We start from the raw sequence: 22,942 nt of genomic DNA, 5'->3' as shown, positions 1-22,942 counted from the left end.
TTAGCTTGCCGTACTCAGCGTACTGTCTGCGCTAAAGCGCCTTGCCAGGAACGCTAGTCTGCACGCTCAAGTAAGAGTTTGAGTATTTGAAGTGTATGTCTGCGGCAAAGCGCCTAGTCAGAATCGCTTTCTTGAGCGCTTGTAGTGACTATTTCGGAAAGTGTAAAGAACTGAGCATGCTAGGAATCAGCAAGAAAATAGAAACCGCCAGCCAGGTTGACGACCAACTGGTGCTGCCGTTCGACCGCAGGCAGAAGAGCCGTTTGCGCGTCATGCTGGCTTCGGGCACCGAGGCGGCATTGTTGCTGGAGCGCGGTACGGTGTTGCGTGGCGACGATTTGCTGCAGGCCGAGGATGGGCGCGTGGTGCAGGTGGTCGCGGCGGATGAGCCGGTATTGCGTGTGACGGCAGCGACGCCGCGCGAATTGGCGCGGGCGGCCTACCACCTGGGCAACCGCCATGTGCCGCTTGAGGTCGGCGATGGCTGGCTGCGCCTGGAGCAGGACCATGTATTGCAGGAGATGCTGCTCGGGCTGGGTGTGCAGGTAGAAGGGCAGATGGCCCCGTTCGAGCCTGAGGCCGGCGCGTATGGCGGCGGGCATCGCCACCATCATGACGACGATGCGCCTTCGATTCGCCAGCCGGTGCGCTTGAGAGGACATGAATAAATCCAGGGCGCTGGTGCGCCTGCTGCAACTGGCAAGCCCGATGCTGCCGGTGGGGGCGTATAGCTATTCGCAGGGGCTGGAATGGGGCATAGAGTCGGGCGAGGTGCATGACCTGGCAAGCGCCCAGGCCTGGATAGGCGACGTATTGCAGGTGTATCAGGGCGGTTTCGACCTGCCGCTGCTGAGCCGGTTTTACCGTGCATGGCAGCGTGGCGACGCTGAGGCATTGAACGAATGGAATGTGTTTTACCTAGCCGGGCGCGACAATGCCGAGGCTTTGGCCGAGAGCAGGCAGATGGGGTATTCGCTTAAGCGCTTGTTGCTGGAGTTTGATGATTTGCCCGGTGCCTGGATGGCGATGCTGGAGACTCTGCCCGCAGCTTCTTTTCCTGCGTTGTACGCGGGCATTAGCCAGGTTTGGGGCATCGATGAACAAGATGCCTTGCAGGCGTATGCCTGGTCTTGGCTGGAAAACCAGGCCAGCGCGGCGATGAAGGCGGTGCCGTTGGGGCAGGTGGCGGGGCAGAAGATATTGTTGGGCGTGGCGGAGAAAATTCCTCCATTGGTGGAGGCTGCGATGCAGATGCAGGATCACGAGATCAGTAATTTTTGTCCTGCGTTGACTATCGCAGGATGTAGGCATGAGACGCAGTACAGCAGGTTGTTTAGGTCGTAGGTGATTGAACAATATTGCTGATAATTGAGAGGTTGTTTTTCGCCTGTAGGCGAGTCCCTTTATTTTGCGTCGCCAAAATAAAGGGACCAAACAAAAGGCGCCCCCGATTGTCTGCGTCCCGGAGCTTTGCTCCGGGCAACCTGCGTTGCTCGTGCCGGATGGGGTCTTGCTGAACTCGCTGCGCTCGGACAGACGCAAGCCCTGATCCATCCATCACTTGCGCTACTCGGCGCAGCCAGACGGGGACGATTGGGCGGGTGGCGAGCCTTTTGCTTATGGTAAGTGGCAGTGTTGAGCTGTGTGATGAAGTCATTTTTTGATATTGGACCAAGTAATGCAGATTAAGGAACCTTTACGCGTCGGCATCGGCGGCCCGGTCGGGTCGGGCAAGACGGCGTTGACGCTGGCCTTGTGCCAGCGCTTGCGCGATGTATACAACATCGCGGTGGTGACCAATGACATCTACACGCGGGAGGACGCCGAGTTCCTCACGCGCAACGAGGCATTGGCGCCGGAGCGCATCATCGGGGTGGAGACGGGCGGCTGCCCACACACGGCGATCCGCGAGGATGCCTCGATGAACCTTGAGGCGGTGGCGCAATTGAGCGAGCGCTTCAATCCGCTGGACATCGTGTTTGTCGAGAGCGGCGGCGACAACCTTGCGGCGACATTCAGCCCGGAGCTTTCCGACCTGACGATCTACGTGATCGACGTCGCGGCAGGCGAGAAGATCCCGCGCAAGGGCGGGCCTGGCATCACCAAGTCCGATTTGCTGGTGATCAACAAGATCGACCTGGCGCCGCTGGTGGGCGCCTCGCTCGAGGTGATGGATCGCGATGCGCGCAAGATGCGCGGCGAGCGGCCATTTATCTTCACCAATCTCAAGAACGGGCAGGGCCTGGAAGAGATTGTCGGCTTTATCGAGAAACAAGGGTTGATGCTCTAACAGGTCAAACAAATAAGGAAAACATATGAAAATTCATCGTTTCGCAGCACTGGGCCTGTTGGCGTTCTCCCCGTTGGCTTTTGCGCATCCTGGGCACGAAGCCCAAGGCTTGCTGGCCGGCTTCATGCATCCGCTTACCGGGCTGGACCATTTGCTGGTCATGCTCGCTGTCGGCTTATGGGCCGGGCGCATCGGCGGTACGGCGCGCTGGCAGCTGCCGGCTACCTTCGTTGCTGTCATGGCGCTGGGCGCCGTCATCGGCATGGCGGGCTACCGTCTGCCCGCTATTGAAACGCTGCTCGCCGCGAGCGTGATGGCGCTGGGCGCATTGCTTGTCATCAGCCTGCGCCTACCACGGGCGTTGCAAGCCGGGCTGGTCGCCTTGTTCGCCCTGTTCCACGGCATTGCGCACGGCAGCGAACTGGCCGCGGATCAAGGCTTTGCGGTGATGTTCGGCATGCTGGCCGCAACTGCGCTGCTGCATATTCTCGGCCTGGCATTGTCCAGTCGCTGCTTGCGGCTTCCTGTTTTGGTGCATTCAATTTTCGGGTGCACCATGATGGTGCTTGGCGCCTGGCTCATGGCAAGCTGAACAGCCGCTGTCCTGCATTTCTGGTGATGGTTGGGAGAATTCCTGCGTAACTACTGACTGGCTTGAAACTTGCTGCACTGATGGTAGGCGCATTAACGGGGAATGACACGGCTGCATGACGGCGATTGACTATCAGTATCAGGCAGGGGCGAGCGGGGGCGCTGGCGAGGCAACGGAACCTACGCAGCGCATCGTCAAGGTGCGCCGCGACTACAATACCTGGGTAGTCAACGAAACGCTGGAGGATTACGCGCTCAGGTTCACGCCGCGCTCCTTCCGCAAGTGGTCGATCTTCCGCGTCGCCAATACCGCGTTCGGCGCGATTTCCTTCCTGGTATTGGAGGCGATCGGCGGCACGCTGGCCGTCAATTACGGCTTCACCAACGCTTTCTGGGCCATTCTCGCCATCGGGTTGGTGATCTTCATGACCGGGCTGCCGATCAGCTATTACGCGGCCAAGTTCGGGCTGGACATGGATCTGCTGACGCGCGGCGCGGGCTTCGGCTACATCGGCTCCACCATCTCCTCGTTCGTCTATGCCTCGTTCACTTTCATCCTGTTCGCGCTCGAAGCGGCCATCATGGCCTATGCGCTGGAGTTGTATTTCGACCTGCCGCTCTACATCGGCTACCTGGTGAGCGCGCTGGTGATCGTGCCGTTGGTGACCCACGGCGTCACCCTGGTCAGCCGCATCCAGATGATCACCCAGCCGGTCTGGCTGTTCCTGCTGGCATTGCCCTACGTCTTTATCATCTACAAGGATCCCGGCGTGCTCGCCCGCCTGGGCGAGTTCGCGGGCAAGTCGGGCTACGACAGCGACTTCAACCTGCTGATGTTTGGCACGGCGATGGCGGTCGGCATGGCCTTGATCCCGCAGATCGGCGAGCAGGTGGACTTCTTGCGTTTCATGCCGGAAAAGACGCGCAAGAACCGCTTCCGCTGGCACCTGGGCGTCTTGGTGGCGGGGCCTGGCTGGATATCCCTCGGCATGCTCAAGATGCTGGGCGGCGCCTTGCTGGCCTACCTGGCGGTGGAGGGCGCCAGGTCTTTCGAGCAGGCCGTCAACCCCAACCAGATGTATATGGCCGGCTTCAGCCAAGTGTTCTCGAACCCGGAAATCGTGCTGGCGGTGACGGTGTTCTTCGTGGTGATTTCGCAGATCAAGGTCAATATGACCAATGCCTATGCGGGCTCCCTCGCATGGTCGAATTTCTTCGCGCGCCTCACGCACAGCCACCCGGGCCGCGTGGTGTGGGTGGTGTTCAACGCCATGATCGCGATCATCCTCATGGAAATGGACGTGTTCCAGGCGCTGGAGCAGGTGCTGGGCCTGTACTCCAATATCGCGATTTCCTGGATCACGGCGGTGGTGGCCGACCTCGTCATCAACAAGCCGCTGGGCCTGAGCCCCAAGGGCATCGAGTTCCGCCGCGCCTACCTTTACGACATCAACCCGGTCGGCGTCGGGGCGATGGTGATCGCCTCGCTGCTGTCGGTGGCCGCGTTCTTCGGCGTCTTCGGCGTCGAGGCGGAAGCGTTCTCGGCCTTGATCGCGCTTGGCACCGCGCTGGTGGTTTCCCCATTGATCGCCTGGCTGACCAAGGGCAGGTACTACATTGCGCGCCGGCCGGTGAGCTACCAGCCGGTGAGCGGCGTGCAGCGTTGCAGCATCTGCGAGAAGCAGTACGAGGTCGACGACATGGCGCATTGCCCGGCTTACCAGGGCGCGATCTGCTCGCTATGCTGCTCGCTGGATGCGCGCTGCAACGATATCTGCAAGCCGCACGGCCGCATCGAGTATCAATGGCAGCGCGTCATGCGGCGGGTGCTGCCGGAACGGTGGGTCGAGGTGATGCAGAGCGGCCTGGGGCATTACCTGCTCCTGATGGCGGTGACGCTGGCGTTCCTGAGCGCCTTGTTCGGGCTGATCTATTTCCATGAGTCACTGACCTTCACTGGCGAGAAGGAAGTCCTGCTGCCCGAGCTCAGGCTGGGCTACCTCAAGGTCTTTGCCGCGCTTGCGTTCGCGAGCGGCATCATTGCCTGGTGGATCGTGCTGACCTCGGAGAGCCGGCGCGTCGCGCAGGAGGAATCCAACCGCCAGACCAATTTATTGCAGCGCGAAATTACCCTGCACAGGCAGACCGACGCCGAACTGCAGCGCGCGCGCCAGGTCGCGGAGCAGGCCAACCAGGCCAAGAGCCGCTACATTACCGGCATCAGCCATGAGCTGCGCACGCCGCTCAACAGCATCCTCGGCTATGCGCAACTGCTGGACAACGATCCCAGCATCCCGGAGAGCCGCCACCAGTCGATCCGCGTGATCCGCCGCAGCGGCGAGCATTTGCTGTCCCTGATCGAGGGCACGCTGGACATCGCTCGCATCGAGAGCGGCAAGCTCACGTTCGACCTGCGCCTGGTGCGCTTCCCCGAATTCATCCAGCAGCTCGTGAGCATGTTCGAGCTGCAGGCGCACAACAAGGGCATCGGTTTCCATTACGAACTGCATGGCGATTTGCCCAAGGTGGTGCGCATCGACCAGAAGCGCCTGAGCCAGATCCTCATCAACATCCTCGGCAATGCCGTGAAGTTCACGCGCCAGGGCGGGGTCTCGTTCAAGCTGCGCTATGCGCGCGAGATGCTCAACATCAGCGTCGAGGATACCGGCCCAGGCATTGCGCCCGAGGAAATCGAGAAAGTGTTCGAGCCGTTTGCGCGCGGTTCGGCCGCCGCCAACAGCAATATCGGCGGCACCGGCCTCGGCCTCACCATCAGCAAGATGCTGACCGAGCTCATGGGCGGCCAGCTCACGGTGCGCAGCACGCCGGGGCAGGGCAGTCAGTTCAATATCCGCCTGTTCCTCTCCCAGGTGCGGGTGGCTGAAGAGATCGAGAACGCCTCCATGCCCATGCCGCTGGCCTACAAAGGCCCGCGCCGGCGCATATTGGTGGTGGACAACGAGCAGGTGGACAGGGAGCTGCTCAAGAATATCCTCCAGCCTCTGGGCTTCGAGGTGGCGGAGGCGGCGAGCGGGCGCGAGTGCCTGCAGGTCTATACCGGGTTCAAGCCCAACGTCATCCTCATGGACCTTGCCATGCCGGACATGGATGGCTGGGAGGCGAGCTACATGATACGCAAGGTGCACCAGTCCGACGTACCGATCGCGATTGTCTCGGCCAATGCGTTCGACAAGGGCCTGGAGAACACCGCCGGCATCCCGGCCTCCGATTTCATCGTCAAGCCGGTAAACGTGATGGAGCTGTTGCGCTGGATCGGCGAGCAGCTCAAGCTGGAATGGGTGACCGAGGTGGGCGACGCGGTTGCCGATGCGGGCATTGCCGTCGCTTCCGGACCTAATGCGGTTGAAGCGCCGTCCAAGGAGCAGCGGGACGAATTGATGGCCTTGATCAAGGTGGGCTACGTGCGCGGCATTACCCGCAAACTGGACGAGATCGGCAAGGACGACCGGTATGGGACTTTTGTTGCGGCCATGCGCCAGCTGTCGCAGCAATTCGAACTTGAGGCAATGCAGAAAATGTTGGAAGAAGTGAATGATGGAGTCTAGAAAAGACACCGCGGTCGTGCTGATCGTGGACGACGTGCCGGACAACCTGGCCGTGCTGCACGATGCGCTGGACGAATCGGGCTACATGGTGCTGGTGGCCAACAACGGCGAGACCGCGCTCAGGCGTGCGGAAGAGGCGCGTCCCGACATCATCCTACTGGATGCGATCATGCCGGGACTGGATGGCTTCGAGGTCTGCGCCAGGCTCAAGGCCAATCTCAACACCCGCCATATCCCGGTGATCTTCATGACCGGGCTCACCGAGTCCGAGCACGTGGTGGCAGGCTTTGCCGCCGGCGGCACCGATTACGTCACCAAGCCCATCCGCACCGCCGAAGTCCTGGCGCGCATCAGCACGCACCTGCAGGCATCGCGCCAGATGCACCAGGCGCGCGGCGCCCTCGATGCCTTCGGGCAAGCAGCCATCGCCGTATTGCCCGCGAGCGGCCGCATCGTCTGGCAGACGCCCCTGGCGCGGGACTGGATGCAACGGTATTTCAGTACCAGCGAAACCGATGCCGAAACGAATACTCCGCAGACTCTCCTAAAATGGCTAGGCAGCCTGAAAACCAGCGGCGCCGAAGCCAACCCGCTGACCGTGGTGCAAGGCAGCGGCCGCCTGATCTTCTCACCGGCCGACCTCAACGCCGAGGAGCAATGGGTCATCATCCTCAGGGAAGAGTCCGACGCCGCCCAAATCGAGGCCCTGATGCAAACCCCGGCCTGACCCAGCGCGAATCCGAGGTGCTCTACTGGGCGATCAAGGGCAAGACCAACCGCGACATCGGCGACATCCTCGGCACCAGCCCGCGCACCGTCAACAAGCACATGGAACACGTCTTCGCCAAGCTCGGCGTGGAAACCCGCACCGCGGCCGCAGCGCTTGCGACAAGCAAGATGCGCAATCTTAAGGCGGGTTGAAGCCGTATCCATCTGTATAGGAGAGGGTGACAGAAGTCCCATCCTCTCGGTATGATTCACCTCTCTTAGTTTAGGCCAATTGTGCATGCTGCATATTGGCCTCAATTTGCTTGCGCCATATATAACGCGTTATTTATTCGAGTACATGCCCGTGCTGTGCTCGACCACAGAAATATAAATCATGGCTATCAAGAAATCCGAACTTTACGCATCCATTTGGGCAGCTTGCGACGAGCTGCGCGGTGGCATGGACGCCAGCCAGTACAAGGACTACGTGCTGTTCATGCTGTTCATCAAGTACATCAGCGACAAGTACGGCAACAGTGATGACTTCGCCCCGCCTGTGGTCATCCCACCGGGCGCGTCATTCAAAGACATGGCAGCGCTCAAAGGAGACCCGGAAATCGGTGACAAGATCAACAAGCAAGTCATCCGCCTGCTGATCGACGCCAACACCAAGCTGGCGCGCAGCGACTTCCCTGACTTTAACGACCCCAACAAGCTCGGCGAAAACGCGGCTATGGTCGAGAGGCTGGGCAACCTGATCGCCATCTTCGAAAAGCCCGAGCTGAACTTCGCCAACAACCGCGCCGACAACGATGACCTGCTTGGCGATGCCTACGAATACCTGATGCGCCACTTCGCGCAGGACTCCGGCAAGAGCAAGGGTCAGTTCTACACGCCGTCCGAAGTCAGTAGCGTCATCGCCCAGGTGATCGGCATCTCGCACGCCAATACCAAGGCTTCCACCACCGCGTATGACCCGACATGCGGTTCCGGCTCGCTGCTGCTGAAAGTGGCCGCCGAGGCAGGCCGGCAGATCACCCTGGAAGGGCAGGAAAAGGACGTGACCACCGCTGGCCTGGCGCGGATGAACATGATCCTGCACGACTTCCCCAGCGCCACCATCCTCAGCGGCGACACGCTGGTGAACCCCAAGTTCAAGGACGGTGAACAACTGCGTGCTTACGACTACGTGGTCGCCAATCCACCGTTCTCCGACAAGAAATGGTCCACCGGCCTCAACCCGGCCAACGACCCGTACCACCGTTTCGCCTGGGGTGAACCGCCCGCCAAACAGGGCGACTATGCCTACCTGCTGCACGTCATCCGCAGCATGAAGGCCACCACCGGCAAGGGGGCCATCATCCTGCCGCACGGCGTACTGTTCCGTGGCAATGCTGAGGCCCATATCCGCAGAAAACTGGTGCGCTCCGGCATCCTCAAGGGAATCATCGGCCTGCCTGCCAACCTGTTCTACGGCACGGGCATCCCCGCCTGCATCTTGGTATTGGACAAGGAAAACGCCAGCGCCCGCAAGGGCATCTTCATGATCGACGCCAGCAAAGGCTTCATCAAGGACGGCCCCAAGAACCGCCTGCGCGAGCAGGACATCCACCGCATCGTCGATGCCTTTCGCCGCAGCGCGGACGAGCCGCGCTATGCCCGCATGGTGCCGCTGGACGAAATCGCCAGCGAGAAAAACGACTACAACCTCAACCTGCCGCGCTATATCGATAGCAGCGAGCCGGAAGACCTGCACGACATCGACGCGCACCTCAACGGCGGTATTCCCGAGTGCGACATCGACGCTTTTGCCGCCGACTGGCAGGAAATGCCCGCCCTGCGCCATGCGCTGTTCGAGGCCGAGCGGCCCGGTTATGCGCGGCTGCGCCAGCCGATGGCCGAAGTGCGTTCCATCATCCTCGCCCACCCGCAGTTCCAGCAATTCCGCAGCAAGGTCGAAACCCTGTTCGGCAAATGGCAGCAGGCCGTCATGCCGCTGCTCACCGGCATCCAGCCCGGCGACAAACCCAAGGCGCTGATCGCGCAGGTTTCTGAAACCCTGCTCACCACCTTCCACGCCGCGCCGCTGCTCGACCCCTACGACATCTACCAGCACCTGATGGACTACTGGGCCGAGACGATGCAGGACGACGCCTACCTGATCGCCGCCGACGGCTGGGTGGCCCTGCCCCGGCGCATCGTGGAAACCGACAAGAAGGGCAAGACCAAAGACAAGGGCTGGACTTGCGACCTGCTGCCCAAGCCCTTCATCGTCGCCCGCTACTTCGCTGCCGAGCAGGCCGAACTGGAGACCAAGCAAGCTGAATTGGAAAGCCTCGCCAGCCAGATTGCCGAACTGGAAGAAGAACACAGCGGCGAAGACGCTGTCTTCTCCGGTTTTGACAAGATCAACGCCGTGCAGGTGAAAGAGCGCATCCAGGAAATCGGAGATGACGCGGACAGCGCCGACGAACTGGCCGTGCTCAAGCAATGGCTCATGCTCAACACGCAGGAAGGCGCACTGAAGAAGACCGTCAAAACGCTGGAAGCGGCACTCGACCAGCAAGCTCATGACCGCTACGCCACCTTGAGCGAAGCCGAGGTGAAAACGCTGGTGGTGGAGGACAAGTGGCTGACGCGCCTGCAAACCGACGTGCAGCAGGAGCTGGAACGCATCTCGCAAACCCTGGCCCAACGCATCCGCGAACTGGCCGAACGCTACGACACCCCGCTGCCAAAGCTGGAAGAAGAAGTAGCAGCCCTCAGCGCCAAGGTGGGAGAACACCTGAAGAAGATGGGGGCGGTATGGAGGTGAAACCGGGGTACAAGCAGACGGAAGTGGGGGTGATTCCGGAGGATTGGGATATTCAGGGATTACTTGACGTCGCCCGAGTTGCGAGTGGTCAGGTTGATCCGAAAAATGAACCATTCTGCTCTATGGTATTAGTTGCCCCAGACCACATCGAAAGCGGTTCTGGTCGTTTGCTTGAAAAAAGAACTGCCGCAGAGCAGCGGGCCATCAGTGGAAAGTACCTTTTCGAGCCGGGCGATGTTATCTATAGCAAAATTCGTCCGTATCTACGCAAGGCAATTCTTGCGGATTTCGCAGGACTATGTAGCGCAGACATGTATCCCCTAAAGCCAGCTGAGGCTATACATGGTGGATACCTGCTCCCGATGCTTCTGGCGCATAGGTTTTCCAAATATGCCGAATCTGTATCTATTCGGAGTGGGATGCCGAAAATCAATCGGTCTGAACTGGCTGATTTTTCTTTTCCTGTTCCCGATATTTCAGAACAGCGCGCCATCGCCACCGCCCTCAGCGACATGGACGCACTGCTGGACGGACTGGATCGCTTGGTCGCCAAAAAGCGCGCCATCAAACAGGCCACCATGCAGCAACTCCTCACCGGCCAAATTCGCTTGCCGGGGTTCAGTGGGGAGTGGACACGGGGCGATCTGAAAGAGTTGGTCTCTACACCGATCACTGATGGACCTCATTTGACACCGAAGTTCTACGATGATGGAGTGCCTTTTTTATCTGTAAACAACCTTGTCAATAATCGAATTGACCTTAGCGACCTGCGTTTCATATCTAAAGAAGATGACGAAATCTTTTCTAGAAAATGCAAACCAAAGAAAGGAGATATCCTTCTAGGAAAGGCAGCTTCAGTAGGAAAAGTTGCAATCGTTGAAAACGATTTTGACTTTAATATTTGGTCACCAATTGCACTTATCAGACCAAACAATCAAATCACCTCCAAGTTTACTTATTACCAGCTATTGAGCATGGACTGCCTCAGCCAGATCCTGATTTTGACAAACGCATCCTCGCAGGGAAATATCGGGATGAGTGATATCGAAAAAATAAAAATCAGCTACCCATGCATTGAAGAACAAACAGCTATCGCCACCATCCTCACCGACATGGACGCCGAAATCACCGCCCTCGAAACCCGCCGTACAAAGACCCATGCCCTCAAGCAGGCCATGATGCAGGAGTTGCTGACGGGACGAATAAGGCTCGTGATGCCTGCCTCAGAGTCGTCAGGGAAGGTCGTGAACATCTCAGCCGGGAAAGCGAAAGCCAAGGTACACAACTGGCAAATCAATGAAGCGGTTGTTATTTCCGTTCTGGCAAGCCGGTTTGGCTCCGAACAGTATCCGCTTGGGCGCAAACGTTGCACCAAGCTGGCTTACTTGATGCATCGTTATGTCGAGTATGTGGCGGAAGGCTTCCGTAAAAAAGCCGCCGGACCTTACAACCCTGACGTGAAATACAGGGGGCCGGAGGGCATCGCGCAGAAAAACGGCTACATTCGGCAGCACAGAAATGGCCAGTTTTCAGGGTTTGTTGCAGATCAGAATATTGCTCAGGCCGAAGCATACTTCATTGATTGGTATGGTCAGGAAGTATTGGACTGGCTCGAACAGTTCCGTAAGAAAACAAACGATGAGTTGGAGTTGCTGACAACGGTGGACATGTCTGTCGAAGACCTGGAGCGGAAAGGCTCTGTCATCAGCTTGGAGAGCGTCAAGACATTGATTGCTGAACATCCTGAGTGGAAGCCTAAGTTGGAGCGTCCCATTTTCTCGGACATCAATATCAAGTGGGCAATTGATCAATCCAGAAAATTGTTCGCTGAGCAGGGGTGAATTCTCCATGACCGACACACTCGTTCCCCTGACTCTACTACTTCAACTGGTTGGCCGGATGTATCATTTGTGCAAGAGATGCTTGCACAAATACTTTGGTGCCGTTACTTGAAATAAATGGACTTGGGAGGAAAATGGTAAACGGCAAAAAAATCATCATCATCGCCGGCCCCAATGGTGCGGGAAAAACGACGTTTGCTCGTGCCTTTCTACCAACTGAGGCGCAGCTTCCCCGCTTTATCAATGCAGACTTGATTGCTGCAGGGTTATCACCATTTGCACCAGAAGCGGCGGCCATCAAGGCTGGGCGACTGATGCTGGGGGAAATTAGCGAATGCGTTCAACGCGCAGAGAGCTTTGCTTTTGAAACCACGCTGTCTGGCCTTGGTTATCTTCGGCATATCAGGCAGTGGCGGGCGCAAGGTTATGTCGTCAGCCTGTTCTTTCTGGCGCTGCCTGATGCTGAAACGGCCATCGAACGCGTGGCTGAAAGGGTTCGGCAAGGTGGCCATGATATCCCGGAGGCCGTCATTCGACGCCGCTTTGCGGCGGGCCGGAGGAACTTTGAGCAGCATTACCGCAATGCGGTGGATGATTGGAGTTTGTATGACAATGCAGGTGACACACCTGTACTAGTGGAATGGGGGGGAACAACCATGAGCCGTAATATCAAGACACAGCAGATTTCCCAAGCCAGAAATCCGGATTTGCGGACGGCCATGACGGCCATGCAACGTGCGGCTGAGCTGGCACGTCAAACTGCGATACAGACCAATACCGCCATCGTTGTGGTGCGCGAAGGCAAGCGGATACGCATCACCGCCGAACAATTGCGGCAGGAATGCAATGCGGAGAATCCGGGCAAGCCATGAACCAATCCCTGCCGCGCTCCGAGCGCAACTCGCAGAACCGCGTAGCGCGCCTGTTTACCACCCCAGCGGCCGAGGGCGGTTTAGGCTATGAACACCTGGGTAACTGGAGCAAGCGTGAGAATAACCGCGCCATCGAAGTCGATCTGCTGCGCGCCAATCTGGCTGCACGCGGTTACACGCCTGCCCACATCAGCGCCGCATTGCAGAAGCTGGAAGTCGCTGTGGATGTCACCGGCATTACGCCCTATCAGGCCAACCTGCGCACATACCAATTGCTGCGTTACGGCGTGCCGGTGCAGATCGCGGCAGGTCAGTCGCACGAGACGGTGCAATTGATCGACTGGACGCAACCCGAGCACAATCACTTTGCGCTGGCCGAGGAGGTAACACTGAAAGGTGGGAGTATCCGTAGGCCGGATATCGTGCTGTACATCAATGGCCTGGCTGTGGCGGTGATTGAACTCAAGCGTAGTTCAGTGGATGTGGGCGATGGTATTCGCCAGCTGCGCAGCAATCAGGAAGAAATATTCAACCAAGGGTTCTTCAGCACCGTGCAGTTGCTGCTGGCGGGCAGCGATGTGCAAGGCTTGCGCTACGGCACCACTGGCACATCGGAGCAGTTCTTTGTGCAGTGGAAGGATGAAGAATTGCAAGCCACAGTCGCCGCAGGTGCCTTGTTGGATCGCCCGTTGGCGCAGATGTGCGATAAAGCGCGGTTGCTGGACCTGATTCGCAACTTTGTGATCTTCGACGCAGGCTTCAAGAAGGTGCCCCGGCAGCACCAGTACCAGGGCATTAAGGCTGCTCAGGAGCGCATCGCCAAGCGCGAGGGCGGCGTGATCTGGCACACCCAGGGCAGCGGCAAAAGCATTCTGATGGTGCTGCTGGCCAAGTGGCTGCTGGAGCATGACTCACAGGCACGGGTGCTGGTAGTGACTGATCGCGACGAGCTGGACAAGCAGATCGAAGGTGTGATGCGTAACGCAGGGGTGATCGGTGCGGAATCGGCTTCACCGCGCATCACTTCGAGGGCGGGTTTCGTGCAGAAGCTCAGCGCCACCACACCGCGCTTGTTGTGCGCGCTGATCCACAAGTTCGATGTGGCCGATCTCAAGGGCGAGCCGCCACCGATCCATGGGCGTTTCTATGTGTTTGTGGACGAGTGCCATCGCACTCAGGGTGGCAATATGAACAAGCAGATGAAACGCTGGCTGGCTGATGCGATCTTCATCGGATTTACCGGCACGCCGCTGCTGCGCAAGGACAGACAAACCACTCGAGAGGTGTTCGGCACCTACATCCATACCTACAAGTTTCACGAAGCCGTGGCCGATAAGGTGGTGCTGGATTTGAAATACGAGGCTCGTGATGTGCCGCAGCGGCTGACCTCACGCGAGGCTATTGATGCCTGGTTCGAGAAGAAAACACGCGGACTTAACAACTTCCAGAAATCTATCCTGCGCAAGCGCTGGGCAACGATGGAAGAGCTGATGAGCGCCAAGGAGCGCAAAGATCGCATCGTCGCCAACATCATCGAAGACTTCAGCCTCAAGCCCCGTCTGGACAATGATCGCGGCACAGCGATACTTGTGGCGGCCTCGATCTACGATGCCTGCCACTATTTCCGGCTGTTCCAGAACACACATTTTGGCCCTTATGTAGGCGTCATCACCTCGTTCGAACCCAACCCGGCGGCTATCTCAAAGGAATCATCCGGCAGCGACGAACGCTACAAATACGATACCTACAAGCAGCATGTGCTGCGTGATGGTCAGACCACCAAGCAATACGAAGACGAAACCAAACGGCGCTTCATTGAGGAGCCGGCCAACATGAAGCTGCTGATTGTGGTCAGCAAACTGCTCACCGGCTTCGACGCCCCGAGTTGCACCTACATCTATCTGGACAACGAACTGCACGATCATAATCTGTTCCAGGCCATTTGCCGTACCAACCGCCTTGATGGCGACGACAAAGACTACGGTCATATCGTCGATTACAAGGAGATGTTCCGTGATGTACAGCAGGCGATTGCGGTGTACAGCTCCGACGAGTTGGATATTGATGCAGGCAAAGGTGGAGATAACAACATTCATCTGAAGAACTGGTTAGAAGAAGGCTGCAAGCAACTGGAAGATGCCCGTGAAGCGTTGTACTACCTGTGTGAACCGGTGGCGCAACCGCGAGAATTCGAGCAGTTTATTCACTACTTTTGCGGTCATGCCGGTGATCCAGAAGCACTGCTGGAAAGCGAAGCACTGCGCATTGCCTTCTACAAGGCAGTCGCGACTTATCTGCGTGCTTTTGCGGCCATTGCCCAGAACCTGGCCGAGGCCGGTTATACCGATAACGAAACCGATACCTTGCGACGGGAAACCGATTTTTACGCCGAGTTGCGTTCGGCTATCAAGCACTATAGCGGCGAAGAGCTGGACATCAAGCCCTACGAAGCCGACATGCGTCACCTTATCAATACTTATATCCAGGCTGAACCAGCACAGGCATTAGGTAAGCTGGCTGAACTGTCACTGACAGAGTTGATTATCGAAACCGGCATCCACGATGCCATCGCAAAAAAGCTCAACGAGAAGGGGAAGCTCTCGAAGAACGCCATTGCGGAAACCATCATCAATAACGTCCGCAAGACCATCATCCGAGATCGCCTGACCGATCCGCGCTTTTATGAGCAGATGTCCAAGCTACTCGATGACCTGATCCAGCAAAGCCGTGAAGGCACCGAGGCCTACGAATCATTCCTGAGCAAGGCGGAAGACATACTGAAGAAGCACCGCGCGAAACAACACGACATTGATGAACCTGCCATGTTGCACGGCAATGCAGGTGCGCTGGTGATTTATCGCAATCTGCCTGACATCATTTCCGGCGATGTGCTGCCCAATACGGATGGTGTAGTCAAAGAGCCACAGGCCGAATACGGAGACCCGTTGGCCTTGCTGGCGCTGAAAATCGATCGTCTGATGCGTGACGAAGCCCCGGCAGGATGGCGTGGCGACCAAGCCAAGGAGCGCATTGTGCAGAATTTCCTGCACCCGTTGACCGGACGCAACCGCGAGGCCACGCTCAAACTATTCGATTTGCTGAGAAATCAGCCGGGCTATTGATGGTGCAGACACACATACGTCTGGGGGAACTGGATATCACCATCACGTTCAAGGCCGTGAAGAATGTTCATCTTTCCGTACATCCACCAAAGGGTAATGTAACACTGGTGGCGCCAACCGGCACTCGACTGGAAGTAGCGCGTGCTTATGCCGTTTCCAAATTGCGCTGGATTCGCCAGCAACAAATGCAATTACAAACACAGGCGCGCGAAACGCCCCGCCAGTTTGTCACCCGGGAAAGCCATTACATCTGGGGGCGCCGCTATTTGCTCGCAGTGGTTGAGCGTGATGCGGCTCCTGCCGTGAAGATGGATCACCGCCGTATTACCTTGAGTATTCGTCCAAAAGCGGATAAGGAAAGGTGTGAGGCGATTTATCAGAGGTGGCAACGATCGTTGCTACACGATGCAATACCACCCTTGATTGCAGAGTGGGAGCAGCGCATTGGAGTCAAGGTGGCTGGCTACTTTTTACAGCGCATGAAAACCAAATGGGGAAGTTGCAACCATCAGCGTGCCCACATTCGCATTAATACAGAGCTGATCAAGAAGCCGCGAGACCTGCTTGAATACGTGATCGTGCACGAGATGATTCATCTTATTGAGCCGACACACAGTGAACGTTTCATTTCACTGCTTGATCAGCATTATCCCGCTTGGCGAGAGGCCAGAGCGGAATTAAATGCATTACCTTTGAGTTGATTGAGAAAGCTTAATTTATAAATCGGTTATGCCGCTTCTTCAATGAGATGATCCATATCATCAAGTCGATTATTTGAATGGTTGTTTGTATTCACCTGCTGCGCTGCTTCGCTGATGCGCGTGATCAGGTTGACGGCCGATAGCAGGATCAGCAGGTTTTCGCCTTTTTCCGTCATCACCTTGGCAATGCCTTCGGCCGGGATGTTGATGGTTGCGAAGAAGGCCGAGAGCGGCTCGATCGCGTTGGGGGCGATGGCGGGGATTTCTCCCAGCGCGCTCACCAGCAGGCCGAACTTGGGCAGCTTGGGGCCGGCCTGGACAATGACGATCTGCTTGTCCTGCTCGGGCGGCTGGAAGTCTATGCCGGTCAGCCGGGCGAGGTTGAGCACCGGTACGACATTGTCTTCATGCTTGAGCATACCTTCCAGTACCGATGAGGTGTCGGGCAACGGCTTGATGTTGTTGGCCTGTACCGCTTCTACAATGTGCGAGGCGGGCAGGCCGAGCCAGTGCTTGCCGATGTAGAAGGTGGCGTATTCCTCGGCATCCGCGGCGGCGGCCTGGTTGCTTGCGGGCTTGAACTGGTTATGCTGCAGCAGATTTTCCGAATCTATCATGGCGTTGATGTCCGCGGCCTTGCCCAGCGGGATGAAGATTAGCGCGGTCACGTGGTTCTTGTAGCTGTCGCCGGCGCCCTTGTATTCACGGTATCCGGCCGATGAGCGCGCGCCCACGGCGTAGTAGTGGCCATTGTAGAGCGCGATATCGAAGCCAGTGCTTCCCGGCGTCAGTTTGCACAACTCCGGATGCACGGCGAAGTGGCTGCCGACGGCGAAATCGCGCGAGGTGGATGAGATTACGCGCAGTTTCTCATCGACGTAGAGCGTGAAGCTGCCTTTGACGGCATTGTTGTCCGCGCCGCGGGGCAGGGCGTCCGCAAGCATGGCGGAAAACTGCGGCGTGCTGTCGAACACGATGCCGATACCGCCCACGGTCTGCTCCTGGTGGCGGATGGCGGCGGCATAGATGTAGGTGGGCTGGTTGCCATAGAGCGGGCTGGGCTCAAAATCGGATACGACGTAGTCTTGCGAATGGCGCAATTGCAATGCCGCCTTGACCCAGTCGGCGGTGATGGTTTCGCCCACCAGCCGTTGATAGGCCGGGTTGGAGGCCGCCACGATACAGCCGTGGCGGTCGAAGACGACCAGGTTGGAGTACACCGTGTAGGCCTTGTTGATGTAGACCAGCACCTTGGTGATCGCATTTTTCTCCTGCATGCTGAGTTCCGGCTGGGACAGCAGGCGCTGGAAGGTCGCGGTCAACGCCCACCAGCGGCAGTCGTTGGCGCGCTCGTACAGGTTGCGGTCCATGATGTCCACTGCCAGCGAGGCGAAAAAGCGCGAGTTTTCCAGCATCACGGCCACCACGGTCTGATAGAGGTCGGCCACCGTCTTTTCCACCACGTTCTGCGTCTTGAAGCCGGTATTGCTGATTTCCCACAACAGCATCTTGGAGAAGTTGTTCTGCTGCGCATTGTGGCTGGCGTCGCGCTTTTGCCAGATATTGCCGTTCCATACCGATTGGTTGAGCTTGCTCTGGATGGTGGCGGCCTGCTTGGGAATGCCGAGCAGGGTCGATGAGAACAACAGCGGGCTGCGCATGACTTTCTTCAGCAGCTTGCTGTCGATGCCGGCGATGATATTGGCGACATTGTCCTCGAAGGCATGCTCGAGCGGGATCATCACATGGCCGCGCCAGCCTGGGCCCATGTAGCCCTGATAGCCTTTGGTTTCACGCGTGACGGCAAGATAGAGCCTGCCGGCGAAGCGCGTGAGTATCCAGTCCTGGCCCTGGGCATGCTCCAGCGGGGCGCCCAGCGGAATCTGGTAGTGGTCGCTGCTGGCGACGACCCGGTCATTCTCGTCCAGCAGCAAGCCCACGCACCATTCGTTCTTGCGGATCAGGTCCTTGAAGATGCCGTCCATTTCATTTTCAAACTTGAAGCAGAGGCAGAGCACGCCCAACGCGGTGTCGCTGTCGTCGTGGCATACCCGGCGGGCGTAGATCAGGCTGGCATCCTGCCCGGGCGATAAGTCGCTGTGACGGAACACCTCGACATAGGGCTCGTCGGAATGCAGGGCTTCCTTGATCAAGGGGTCGTGCGATTGCCTGGCCGGGTTGTCTTCATCCAGCTGCACCAAAATGTTGCCGCCTGCATCAAGCAGGATCACGTTGAAGTACACCGAGTACTTCTGGACATACTCGCTGAAGCGTTCGCGCAGCAGCATGTAGTCATCCTCGTCGGCGCTGCCCGCAAGGTGCTTGTCGAGGAAATTGCTGAGATTGTCGTCTGTGGAAAGAAAGCCGATGTCCGCCGTGCGCTCGAACAGGTTGCGCACCACGATATCCACCGCCACCTGGGCCTTTGCCGTGATCGCCGTGATGGTCTTGTTCAGGGTTTCCTGGGCCAGGCTGTCCAGCACGTCGGTCGTGACCTTGCCGAATGCCTGGCGCGTCTCGCTCATGTCGGTGCCCGTGCCGGAAAGCTGGCTGAGCAGGGATAGGTTGTCCCATGTGCTTTGCAACTGCTGCAACGATTCGCGGTAGCGGTTGAGGCTGCTCATGCTTTGCGTCATGGCAGGGATATTGTGGTTTGCGGTGGTCATGCTTTGCTTTCTTGTAGGGATGCCTACCTCCAGATCAGCAATTATCATGCCCACGATTACGGCCCGGATTGATCCTTGATTTCTCCCGAAGATCGAAGTGCGCTTAGCCAGGGAGTAGGCAAATTTATTGTACGAACGTACAATATGCGGATGCAGGTCAAACAGAAACTCGAAATACTGGCCGACGCCGCCAAATACGACGCCTCATGCGCCTCCAGCGGCACCGAGCGGCGCAACTCGCGGGACGGCAAGGGCATAGGCTCGACCACGGGCACGGGGATTTGCCACAGCTACGCGCCGGACGGCCGCTGCATTTCCCTGCTGAAAATATTGCTCACCAATTTTTGCCTGTACGACTGCGTCTACTGCGTCAACCGGGTAAGCAGCAACGTGCCGCGGGCGCGCTTCAGCATAGACGAGGTGGTGCAGCTGACGCTGGCGTTTTACCGCCGCAACTATATCGAGGGCCTGTTCCTGAGTTCGGGCATCATCCAGAGCCCGGACTACACCATGGAGCAGGTGGTCGAGGTGGCGCGCATCCTGCGCGAGGAGCATGGCTTCCGCGGGTATATCCACCTGAAAACCATCCCGGATGCCGACCCGGAATTGCTGGCGCGCGCAGGGCGCTATGCGGATCGGCTGAGCATCAATATCGAGCTGCCGACGGCGGCAAGCCTGTCCGCGCTGGCGCCGGAAAAGGACGGTGCGGCGATCCGCATTTCGATGGCGCGGCTGCGCGAACGCATTGACGCGGGCAAGGACAAGACCGCCAGCGGCAAGCGCCCGCCGAAATTCTCCCCGGGCGGACAAAGCACGCAAATGATCGTCGGGGCGGACGCCACGGACGACAGGACGATACTGAGCACCAGCGCCGACCTGTATGGGCGCTACCGCTTGCGGCGCGTCTACTATTCCGCGTTCAGCCCCATCCCCGATGCGAGCCCGGTATTGCCGTTGCAGTCGCCGCCGCTCGTGCGGGAACACAGGCTGTACCAGGCGGACTGGCTGATGCGCTTCTACGGGTTCGAGTCGCATGAAATCATCACCGGCGAACAAGGCATGCTGGCGCTGGACATGGACCCCAAGACGGCATGGGCGCTGCAGAACCGCGCCATGTTTCCCGTCGACCTCAACCGTGCGCCCAAGTCCACGTTGCTGCGCGTGCCGGGCCTGGGGGTGCGCAACGTGCAGCGCATCCTGGCTGCCCGCCGCGTGCGCGCAGTGCGGCTGGATGACCTGGTGCGCATGCATGCCCCGATCAACCGCATGCTGCCGTTTATCCAATTGCCGGACCATCATCCCGGCGCGACGCTGGACGCCGCCAGCCTGTCGGCGCGGCTCAAGGACACGCGTACGGCCCCGCAGCAACTGGGGTTGTTCATGTAGAGCAAAGACCATATGCACAATGTTTATCTCAAGGATGAAACCGATATCGAAGGCTGGCGCGCCGCGGCGCGGCGGCTGGTTGCCCAAGGCGTCGCGCCGCAGCAGGTGGACTGGTACGTGAGGCCGGCCGCAGACGAGGCGGTTCAGGAAGATTTTCTGGCGATGGCGGATGAGGAAGCGAACTTGGCTGGCGCTCAATCGCTCATTGCCGCCTCGGCAAAAAGCGCAGATATTGCGCCGCCAGCCATTTCAGAAGGGCAGCCTGCCGACAGCGCGCGCCTGATGGTGCCGCGCCAATTCGTCGAGCTGGTGCGCCCGGTGATCCTGCACCGGGCGCCGGAGCGCTTTGGCTTGCTTTACCGGGTGCTATGGCGCTTGCAGCGGGAGCGCGGCCTGATGAGGCTGGCAGGGGATGCCGATATTGCCCGCCTGAATTCCATGGTCAAGGCGGTGCGGCGCGACATGCACAAAATGACGGCGTTCGTCCGTTTCCGCGAGGCCATGGTGGAGGGGCGGCCGCGCTATCTTGCCTGGTTCGAGCCGGAGCACCACATCATGGCGGCGATCGCGCCTTTCTTCATCGGGCGTTTTGCCGCAATGGACTGGACCATCATGAGCCCGCGCATGGGCATGCGCTGGGACGGCGGCACGCTGCATTTCCTGCCTGGAGGCAAGCAAGAGGCGCTGCCCGCGGAGGATGCCGGCGAAGCGCTGTGGCTGAGCTATTACCGGCATATATTCAATCCCGCGCGCCTCAAGCTCAAGGCCATGCAAAAGGAAATGCCGAAAAAATATTGGCACAACCTGCCCGAGGCGGAGCTGATCACAGCGTTGATCGCAGACGCGGGAACGCGCACGCAGGCGATGCTGGAAAGGGCGCCCGAGCCGCCCAGGCGCAAGGTTGTCGGCTACCGGCGAAACCCGCGGCGCCCCGATATCCCCGACCGAAATGAATAAGGGTATCCAGGATGCGATAGCAAGCCGGTAAGGCAGCAAATGCTGAGGCTGGCATTTTTCGTGCTTTTGCTCGGGTAATCCGCAAACGCGAACAACCATAAGAAGCTGCCATGCCAATATTCCTGTTCCCGCTATCCGTTTTTTTCTGCCTGTACTTTCTTGGCCTCCCTGCTGCGTTTGCAAGTGAGGATGTATCCCAGGCGCAGGCCATGGATAGCGTCTGGGTGGCGATTTCCGGCGCGCTGGTATTCATGATGCAGGCCGGGTTCGCCATGCTGGAGAGCGGCATGGCGCGCGCCAAGAACGCCGTGAATGTCATGATGAAGAACTATATGGACCTGGCGGTCGGGGCATTGTTGTTCTGGCTGGTGGGATACGGCCTGATGTTCGGCGGCAACCCCAGCGGCTGGATCGGCACGGACCATTTCGCCTTGGCCTACGGCGACGACTGGACCGCTAGCATGCTGTTCTTCCAGGTGATGTTCGCGGCGACGGCAGCGACGATCGTGAGCGGCGCCATGGCCGAGCGCACGAGTTTCGTCGCTTACTTGCTGGGCGCCTGCGGCATCATGGCCTTGATCTACCCGGTGTTCGGCAGCTGGGCCTGGAATGAGCATGGCTGGCTCAAGCAGATGGGTTTCATCGATTTTGCCGGCTCCACCGTGGTGCATTCGGTCGGCGCGTGGTGCGCGTTGGCGGGGATCATGGTGCTTGGCCCGAGGTTGGGGCGCTTTGGCAGCAAGGGCGAGGTGCACATGATCCCGGGACACAACCTTAGCCTGGTGGCGATGGGCGGCTTCCTGCTCTGGTTCGGCTGGTTTGGCTTCAACGGCGGCAGCACGCTGGCGGCAGGCAGCGAGATCGGCCCGATTCTCCTGAATACGCATATGGCCGGCGCCGCAGGGGCGGTGGGCGCATTACTGACCGCGCTGGCCATGCGCCAGCCGGTACTGATGGCCTACGTGGTCAACGGCAGCCTGGGCGGGCTGGTGGCGATTACCGCGGGTTGCGCCAGCATGGATGTGCCGTATGCGGTACTGACCGGTTTCGTGGGCGGCATTGTCACGCTGTTCGGCGTTTGGGCGCTGGAGAAAGCCAGGCTGGATGACGTGGTCGGCGCGGTGGCCGTGCATGGCTTCAGCGGCGTATGGGGCACGATTGCGGCCGGATTGTTCCTCAAGGGCGATATGTTCGACCTCAACCAGGTCATCGTGCAGTTGATCGGGGTGGCCGTGGCTTTTGTCTGGGTTTTCCCCTGTGCGTTGCTGATGTACGGGGTGCTGGCTCGCACCATAGGCTTGCGTGTCAGCACCATGCACGAACAGCGCGGGCTGGACATCACGGAGCACGGCGAAGTGGGCTATCCCGAGTTCAATCGCGATGCCGCCTACCAGCGCGAACACGTCCAGCAGCTCAACCGGCTCTGA

14 protein-coding genes and 1 pseudogene are annotated in these 22,942 nt (G+C 58.8%); 14 read left to right on the top strand and 1 reads right to left on the bottom strand.

Going from position 1 to position 22,942, the window contains the following annotated elements; all coding sequences use genetic code 11:
• The first annotated feature begins 176 nt into the window (after positions 1-176).
• The 11 genes and pseudogenes from ureE (at position 177) to ACW4YW_RS11735 (ending at position 16,506) form a co-directional block, all read left to right on the top strand.
• Entirely contained in the window at positions 177-668 is a 492-nt protein-coding gene (gene ureE, locus ACW4YW_RS11785; RefSeq protein ID WP_457137723.1) for an urease accessory protein UreE, read from the top strand.
• On the top strand, positions 661-1,344 hold the full coding sequence (locus ACW4YW_RS11780) for an urease accessory protein UreF (RefSeq protein ID WP_457137722.1): 684 nt from the start codon (positions 661-663) through the stop codon (positions 1,342-1,344). The genes ureE and ACW4YW_RS11780 overlap by 8 nt, the downstream gene beginning before the upstream one ends.
• 334 nt (positions 1,345-1,678) lie before the next feature.
• Positions 1,679-2,290 (top strand): urease accessory protein UreG, encoded by a 612-nt coding sequence (gene ureG, locus ACW4YW_RS11775; RefSeq protein ID WP_457137721.1) that lies wholly within the window; start codon positions 1,679-1,681, stop codon positions 2,288-2,290.
• Between the two features lie 25 nt (positions 2,291-2,315).
• The gene (locus tag ACW4YW_RS11770) at positions 2,316-2,882 is read left to right on the top strand and encodes a HupE/UreJ family protein (RefSeq protein ID WP_457137720.1); all 567 of its coding nucleotides are present in this window, start codon (positions 2,316-2,318) and stop codon (positions 2,880-2,882) included.
• A gap of 115 nt (positions 2,883-2,997) precedes the next feature.
• Positions 2,998-6,447: a hybrid sensor histidine kinase/response regulator gene (locus tag ACW4YW_RS11765; protein ID WP_457137719.1), complete on the top strand. Its 3,450-nt coding sequence runs from the start codon at positions 2,998-3,000 to the stop codon at positions 6,445-6,447.
• Positions 6,434-7,368, top strand: a pseudogene (locus ACW4YW_RS11760) (response regulator). The gene ACW4YW_RS11765 and the pseudogene ACW4YW_RS11760 overlap by 14 nt, the downstream one beginning before the upstream one ends.
• 181 nt (positions 7,369-7,549) lie before the next feature.
• The gene (locus ACW4YW_RS11755; RefSeq protein WP_457137718.1) at positions 7,550-9,970 is read left to right on the top strand and encodes an N-6 DNA methylase; all 2,421 of its coding nucleotides are present in this window, start codon (positions 7,550-7,552) and stop codon (positions 9,968-9,970) included.
• Positions 9,961-11,811 carry a restriction endonuclease subunit S gene (locus tag ACW4YW_RS11750; protein WP_457137717.1) on the top strand — a complete coding sequence of 617 codons (1,851 nt, stop codon included), beginning with the start codon at positions 9,961-9,963 and terminating at the stop codon, positions 11,809-11,811. Before ACW4YW_RS11755 ends, ACW4YW_RS11750 begins: the two co-directional genes overlap by 10 nt.
• Before the next feature lie 134 nt (positions 11,812-11,945).
• The gene (locus tag ACW4YW_RS11745; protein WP_457137716.1) at positions 11,946-12,683 is read left to right on the top strand and encodes a zeta toxin family protein; all 738 of its coding nucleotides are present in this window, start codon (positions 11,946-11,948) and stop codon (positions 12,681-12,683) included.
• Complete coding sequence (locus ACW4YW_RS11740) at positions 12,680-15,805, top strand: type I restriction endonuclease subunit R (RefSeq protein WP_457137715.1); 3,126 nt, start codon at positions 12,680-12,682, stop codon at positions 15,803-15,805. Before ACW4YW_RS11745 ends, ACW4YW_RS11740 begins: the two co-directional genes overlap by 4 nt.
• Positions 15,805-16,506 (top strand): M48 family metallopeptidase, encoded by a 702-nt coding sequence (locus ACW4YW_RS11735; protein ID WP_457137714.1) that lies wholly within the window; start codon positions 15,805-15,807, stop codon positions 16,504-16,506. The genes ACW4YW_RS11740 and ACW4YW_RS11735 overlap by 1 nt, the downstream gene beginning before the upstream one ends.
• Before the next feature lie 26 nt (positions 16,507-16,532).
• Here the strand turns inward: ACW4YW_RS11735 and ACW4YW_RS11730 are convergent, their stop codons facing one another.
• Positions 16,533-19,172 carry a chemotaxis protein CheW gene (locus tag ACW4YW_RS11730; RefSeq protein WP_457137713.1) on the bottom strand — a complete coding sequence of 880 codons (2,640 nt, stop codon included), beginning with the start codon at positions 19,170-19,172 and terminating at the stop codon, positions 16,533-16,535.
• A gap of 150 nt (positions 19,173-19,322) precedes the next feature.
• Here ACW4YW_RS11730 and ACW4YW_RS11725 point away from each other — a divergent pair, with 150 nt between their 5' ends.
• The 3 genes from ACW4YW_RS11725 to ACW4YW_RS11715 all read left to right on the top strand — a co-directional run bounded on the left by ACW4YW_RS11725 (position 19,323) and on the right by ACW4YW_RS11715 (position 22,942).
• Entirely contained in the window at positions 19,323-20,558 is a 1,236-nt protein-coding gene (locus tag ACW4YW_RS11725; protein WP_457137712.1) for a putative DNA modification/repair radical SAM protein, read from the top strand.
• A gap of 12 nt (positions 20,559-20,570) precedes the next feature.
• Entirely contained in the window at positions 20,571-21,515 is a 945-nt protein-coding gene (locus tag ACW4YW_RS11720) for a TIGR03915 family putative DNA repair protein (protein WP_457137711.1), read from the top strand.
• Between the two features lie 209 nt (positions 21,516-21,724).
• Positions 21,725-22,942, top strand: a complete 1,218-nt coding sequence (locus ACW4YW_RS11715) for an ammonium transporter (RefSeq protein ID WP_457137710.1) — start codon at positions 21,725-21,727, stop codon at positions 22,940-22,942.

Source organism: Methylobacillus pratensis (assembly GCF_054072455.1).
This window is presented reverse-complemented; position numbering and strand designations above follow the sequence as displayed.

Excerpts from the sequence above, each read along its gene's own strand:
- ureE (WP_457137723.1), top strand. The coding sequence starts at position 177 with ATGCTAGGAATCAGCAAGAAAATAGAAACCGCCAGCCAGGTTGACGAC.
- ACW4YW_RS11780 (WP_457137722.1), top strand. The coding sequence starts at position 661 with ATGAATAAATCCAGGGCGCTGGTGCGCCTGCTGCAACTGGCAAGCCCG.
- ureG (WP_457137721.1), top strand. The coding sequence starts at position 1,679 with ATGCAGATTAAGGAACCTTTACGCGTCGGCATCGGCGGCCCGGTCGGG.
- ACW4YW_RS11770 (WP_457137720.1), top strand. The coding sequence starts at position 2,316 with ATGAAAATTCATCGTTTCGCAGCACTGGGCCTGTTGGCGTTCTCCCCG.
- ACW4YW_RS11765 (WP_457137719.1), top strand. The coding sequence starts at position 2,998 with ATGACGGCGATTGACTATCAGTATCAGGCAGGGGCGAGCGGGGGCGCT.
- ACW4YW_RS11755 (WP_457137718.1), top strand. The coding sequence starts at position 7,550 with ATGGCTATCAAGAAATCCGAACTTTACGCATCCATTTGGGCAGCTTGC.
- ACW4YW_RS11750 (WP_457137717.1), top strand. The coding sequence starts at position 9,961 with ATGGAGGTGAAACCGGGGTACAAGCAGACGGAAGTGGGGGTGATTCCG.
- ACW4YW_RS11745 (WP_457137716.1), top strand. The coding sequence starts at position 11,946 with ATGGTAAACGGCAAAAAAATCATCATCATCGCCGGCCCCAATGGTGCG.
- ACW4YW_RS11740 (WP_457137715.1), top strand. The coding sequence starts at position 12,680 with ATGAACCAATCCCTGCCGCGCTCCGAGCGCAACTCGCAGAACCGCGTA.
- ACW4YW_RS11735 (WP_457137714.1), top strand. The coding sequence starts at position 15,805 with ATGGTGCAGACACACATACGTCTGGGGGAACTGGATATCACCATCACG.
- ACW4YW_RS11730 (WP_457137713.1), bottom strand. The coding sequence starts at position 19,172 with ATGACCACCGCAAACCACAATATCCCTGCCATGACGCAAAGCATGAGC.
- ACW4YW_RS11725 (WP_457137712.1), top strand. The coding sequence starts at position 19,323 with ATGCAGGTCAAACAGAAACTCGAAATACTGGCCGACGCCGCCAAATAC.
- ACW4YW_RS11720 (WP_457137711.1), top strand. The coding sequence starts at position 20,571 with ATGCACAATGTTTATCTCAAGGATGAAACCGATATCGAAGGCTGGCGC.
- ACW4YW_RS11715 (WP_457137710.1), top strand. The coding sequence starts at position 21,725 with ATGGATAGCGTCTGGGTGGCGATTTCCGGCGCGCTGGTATTCATGATG.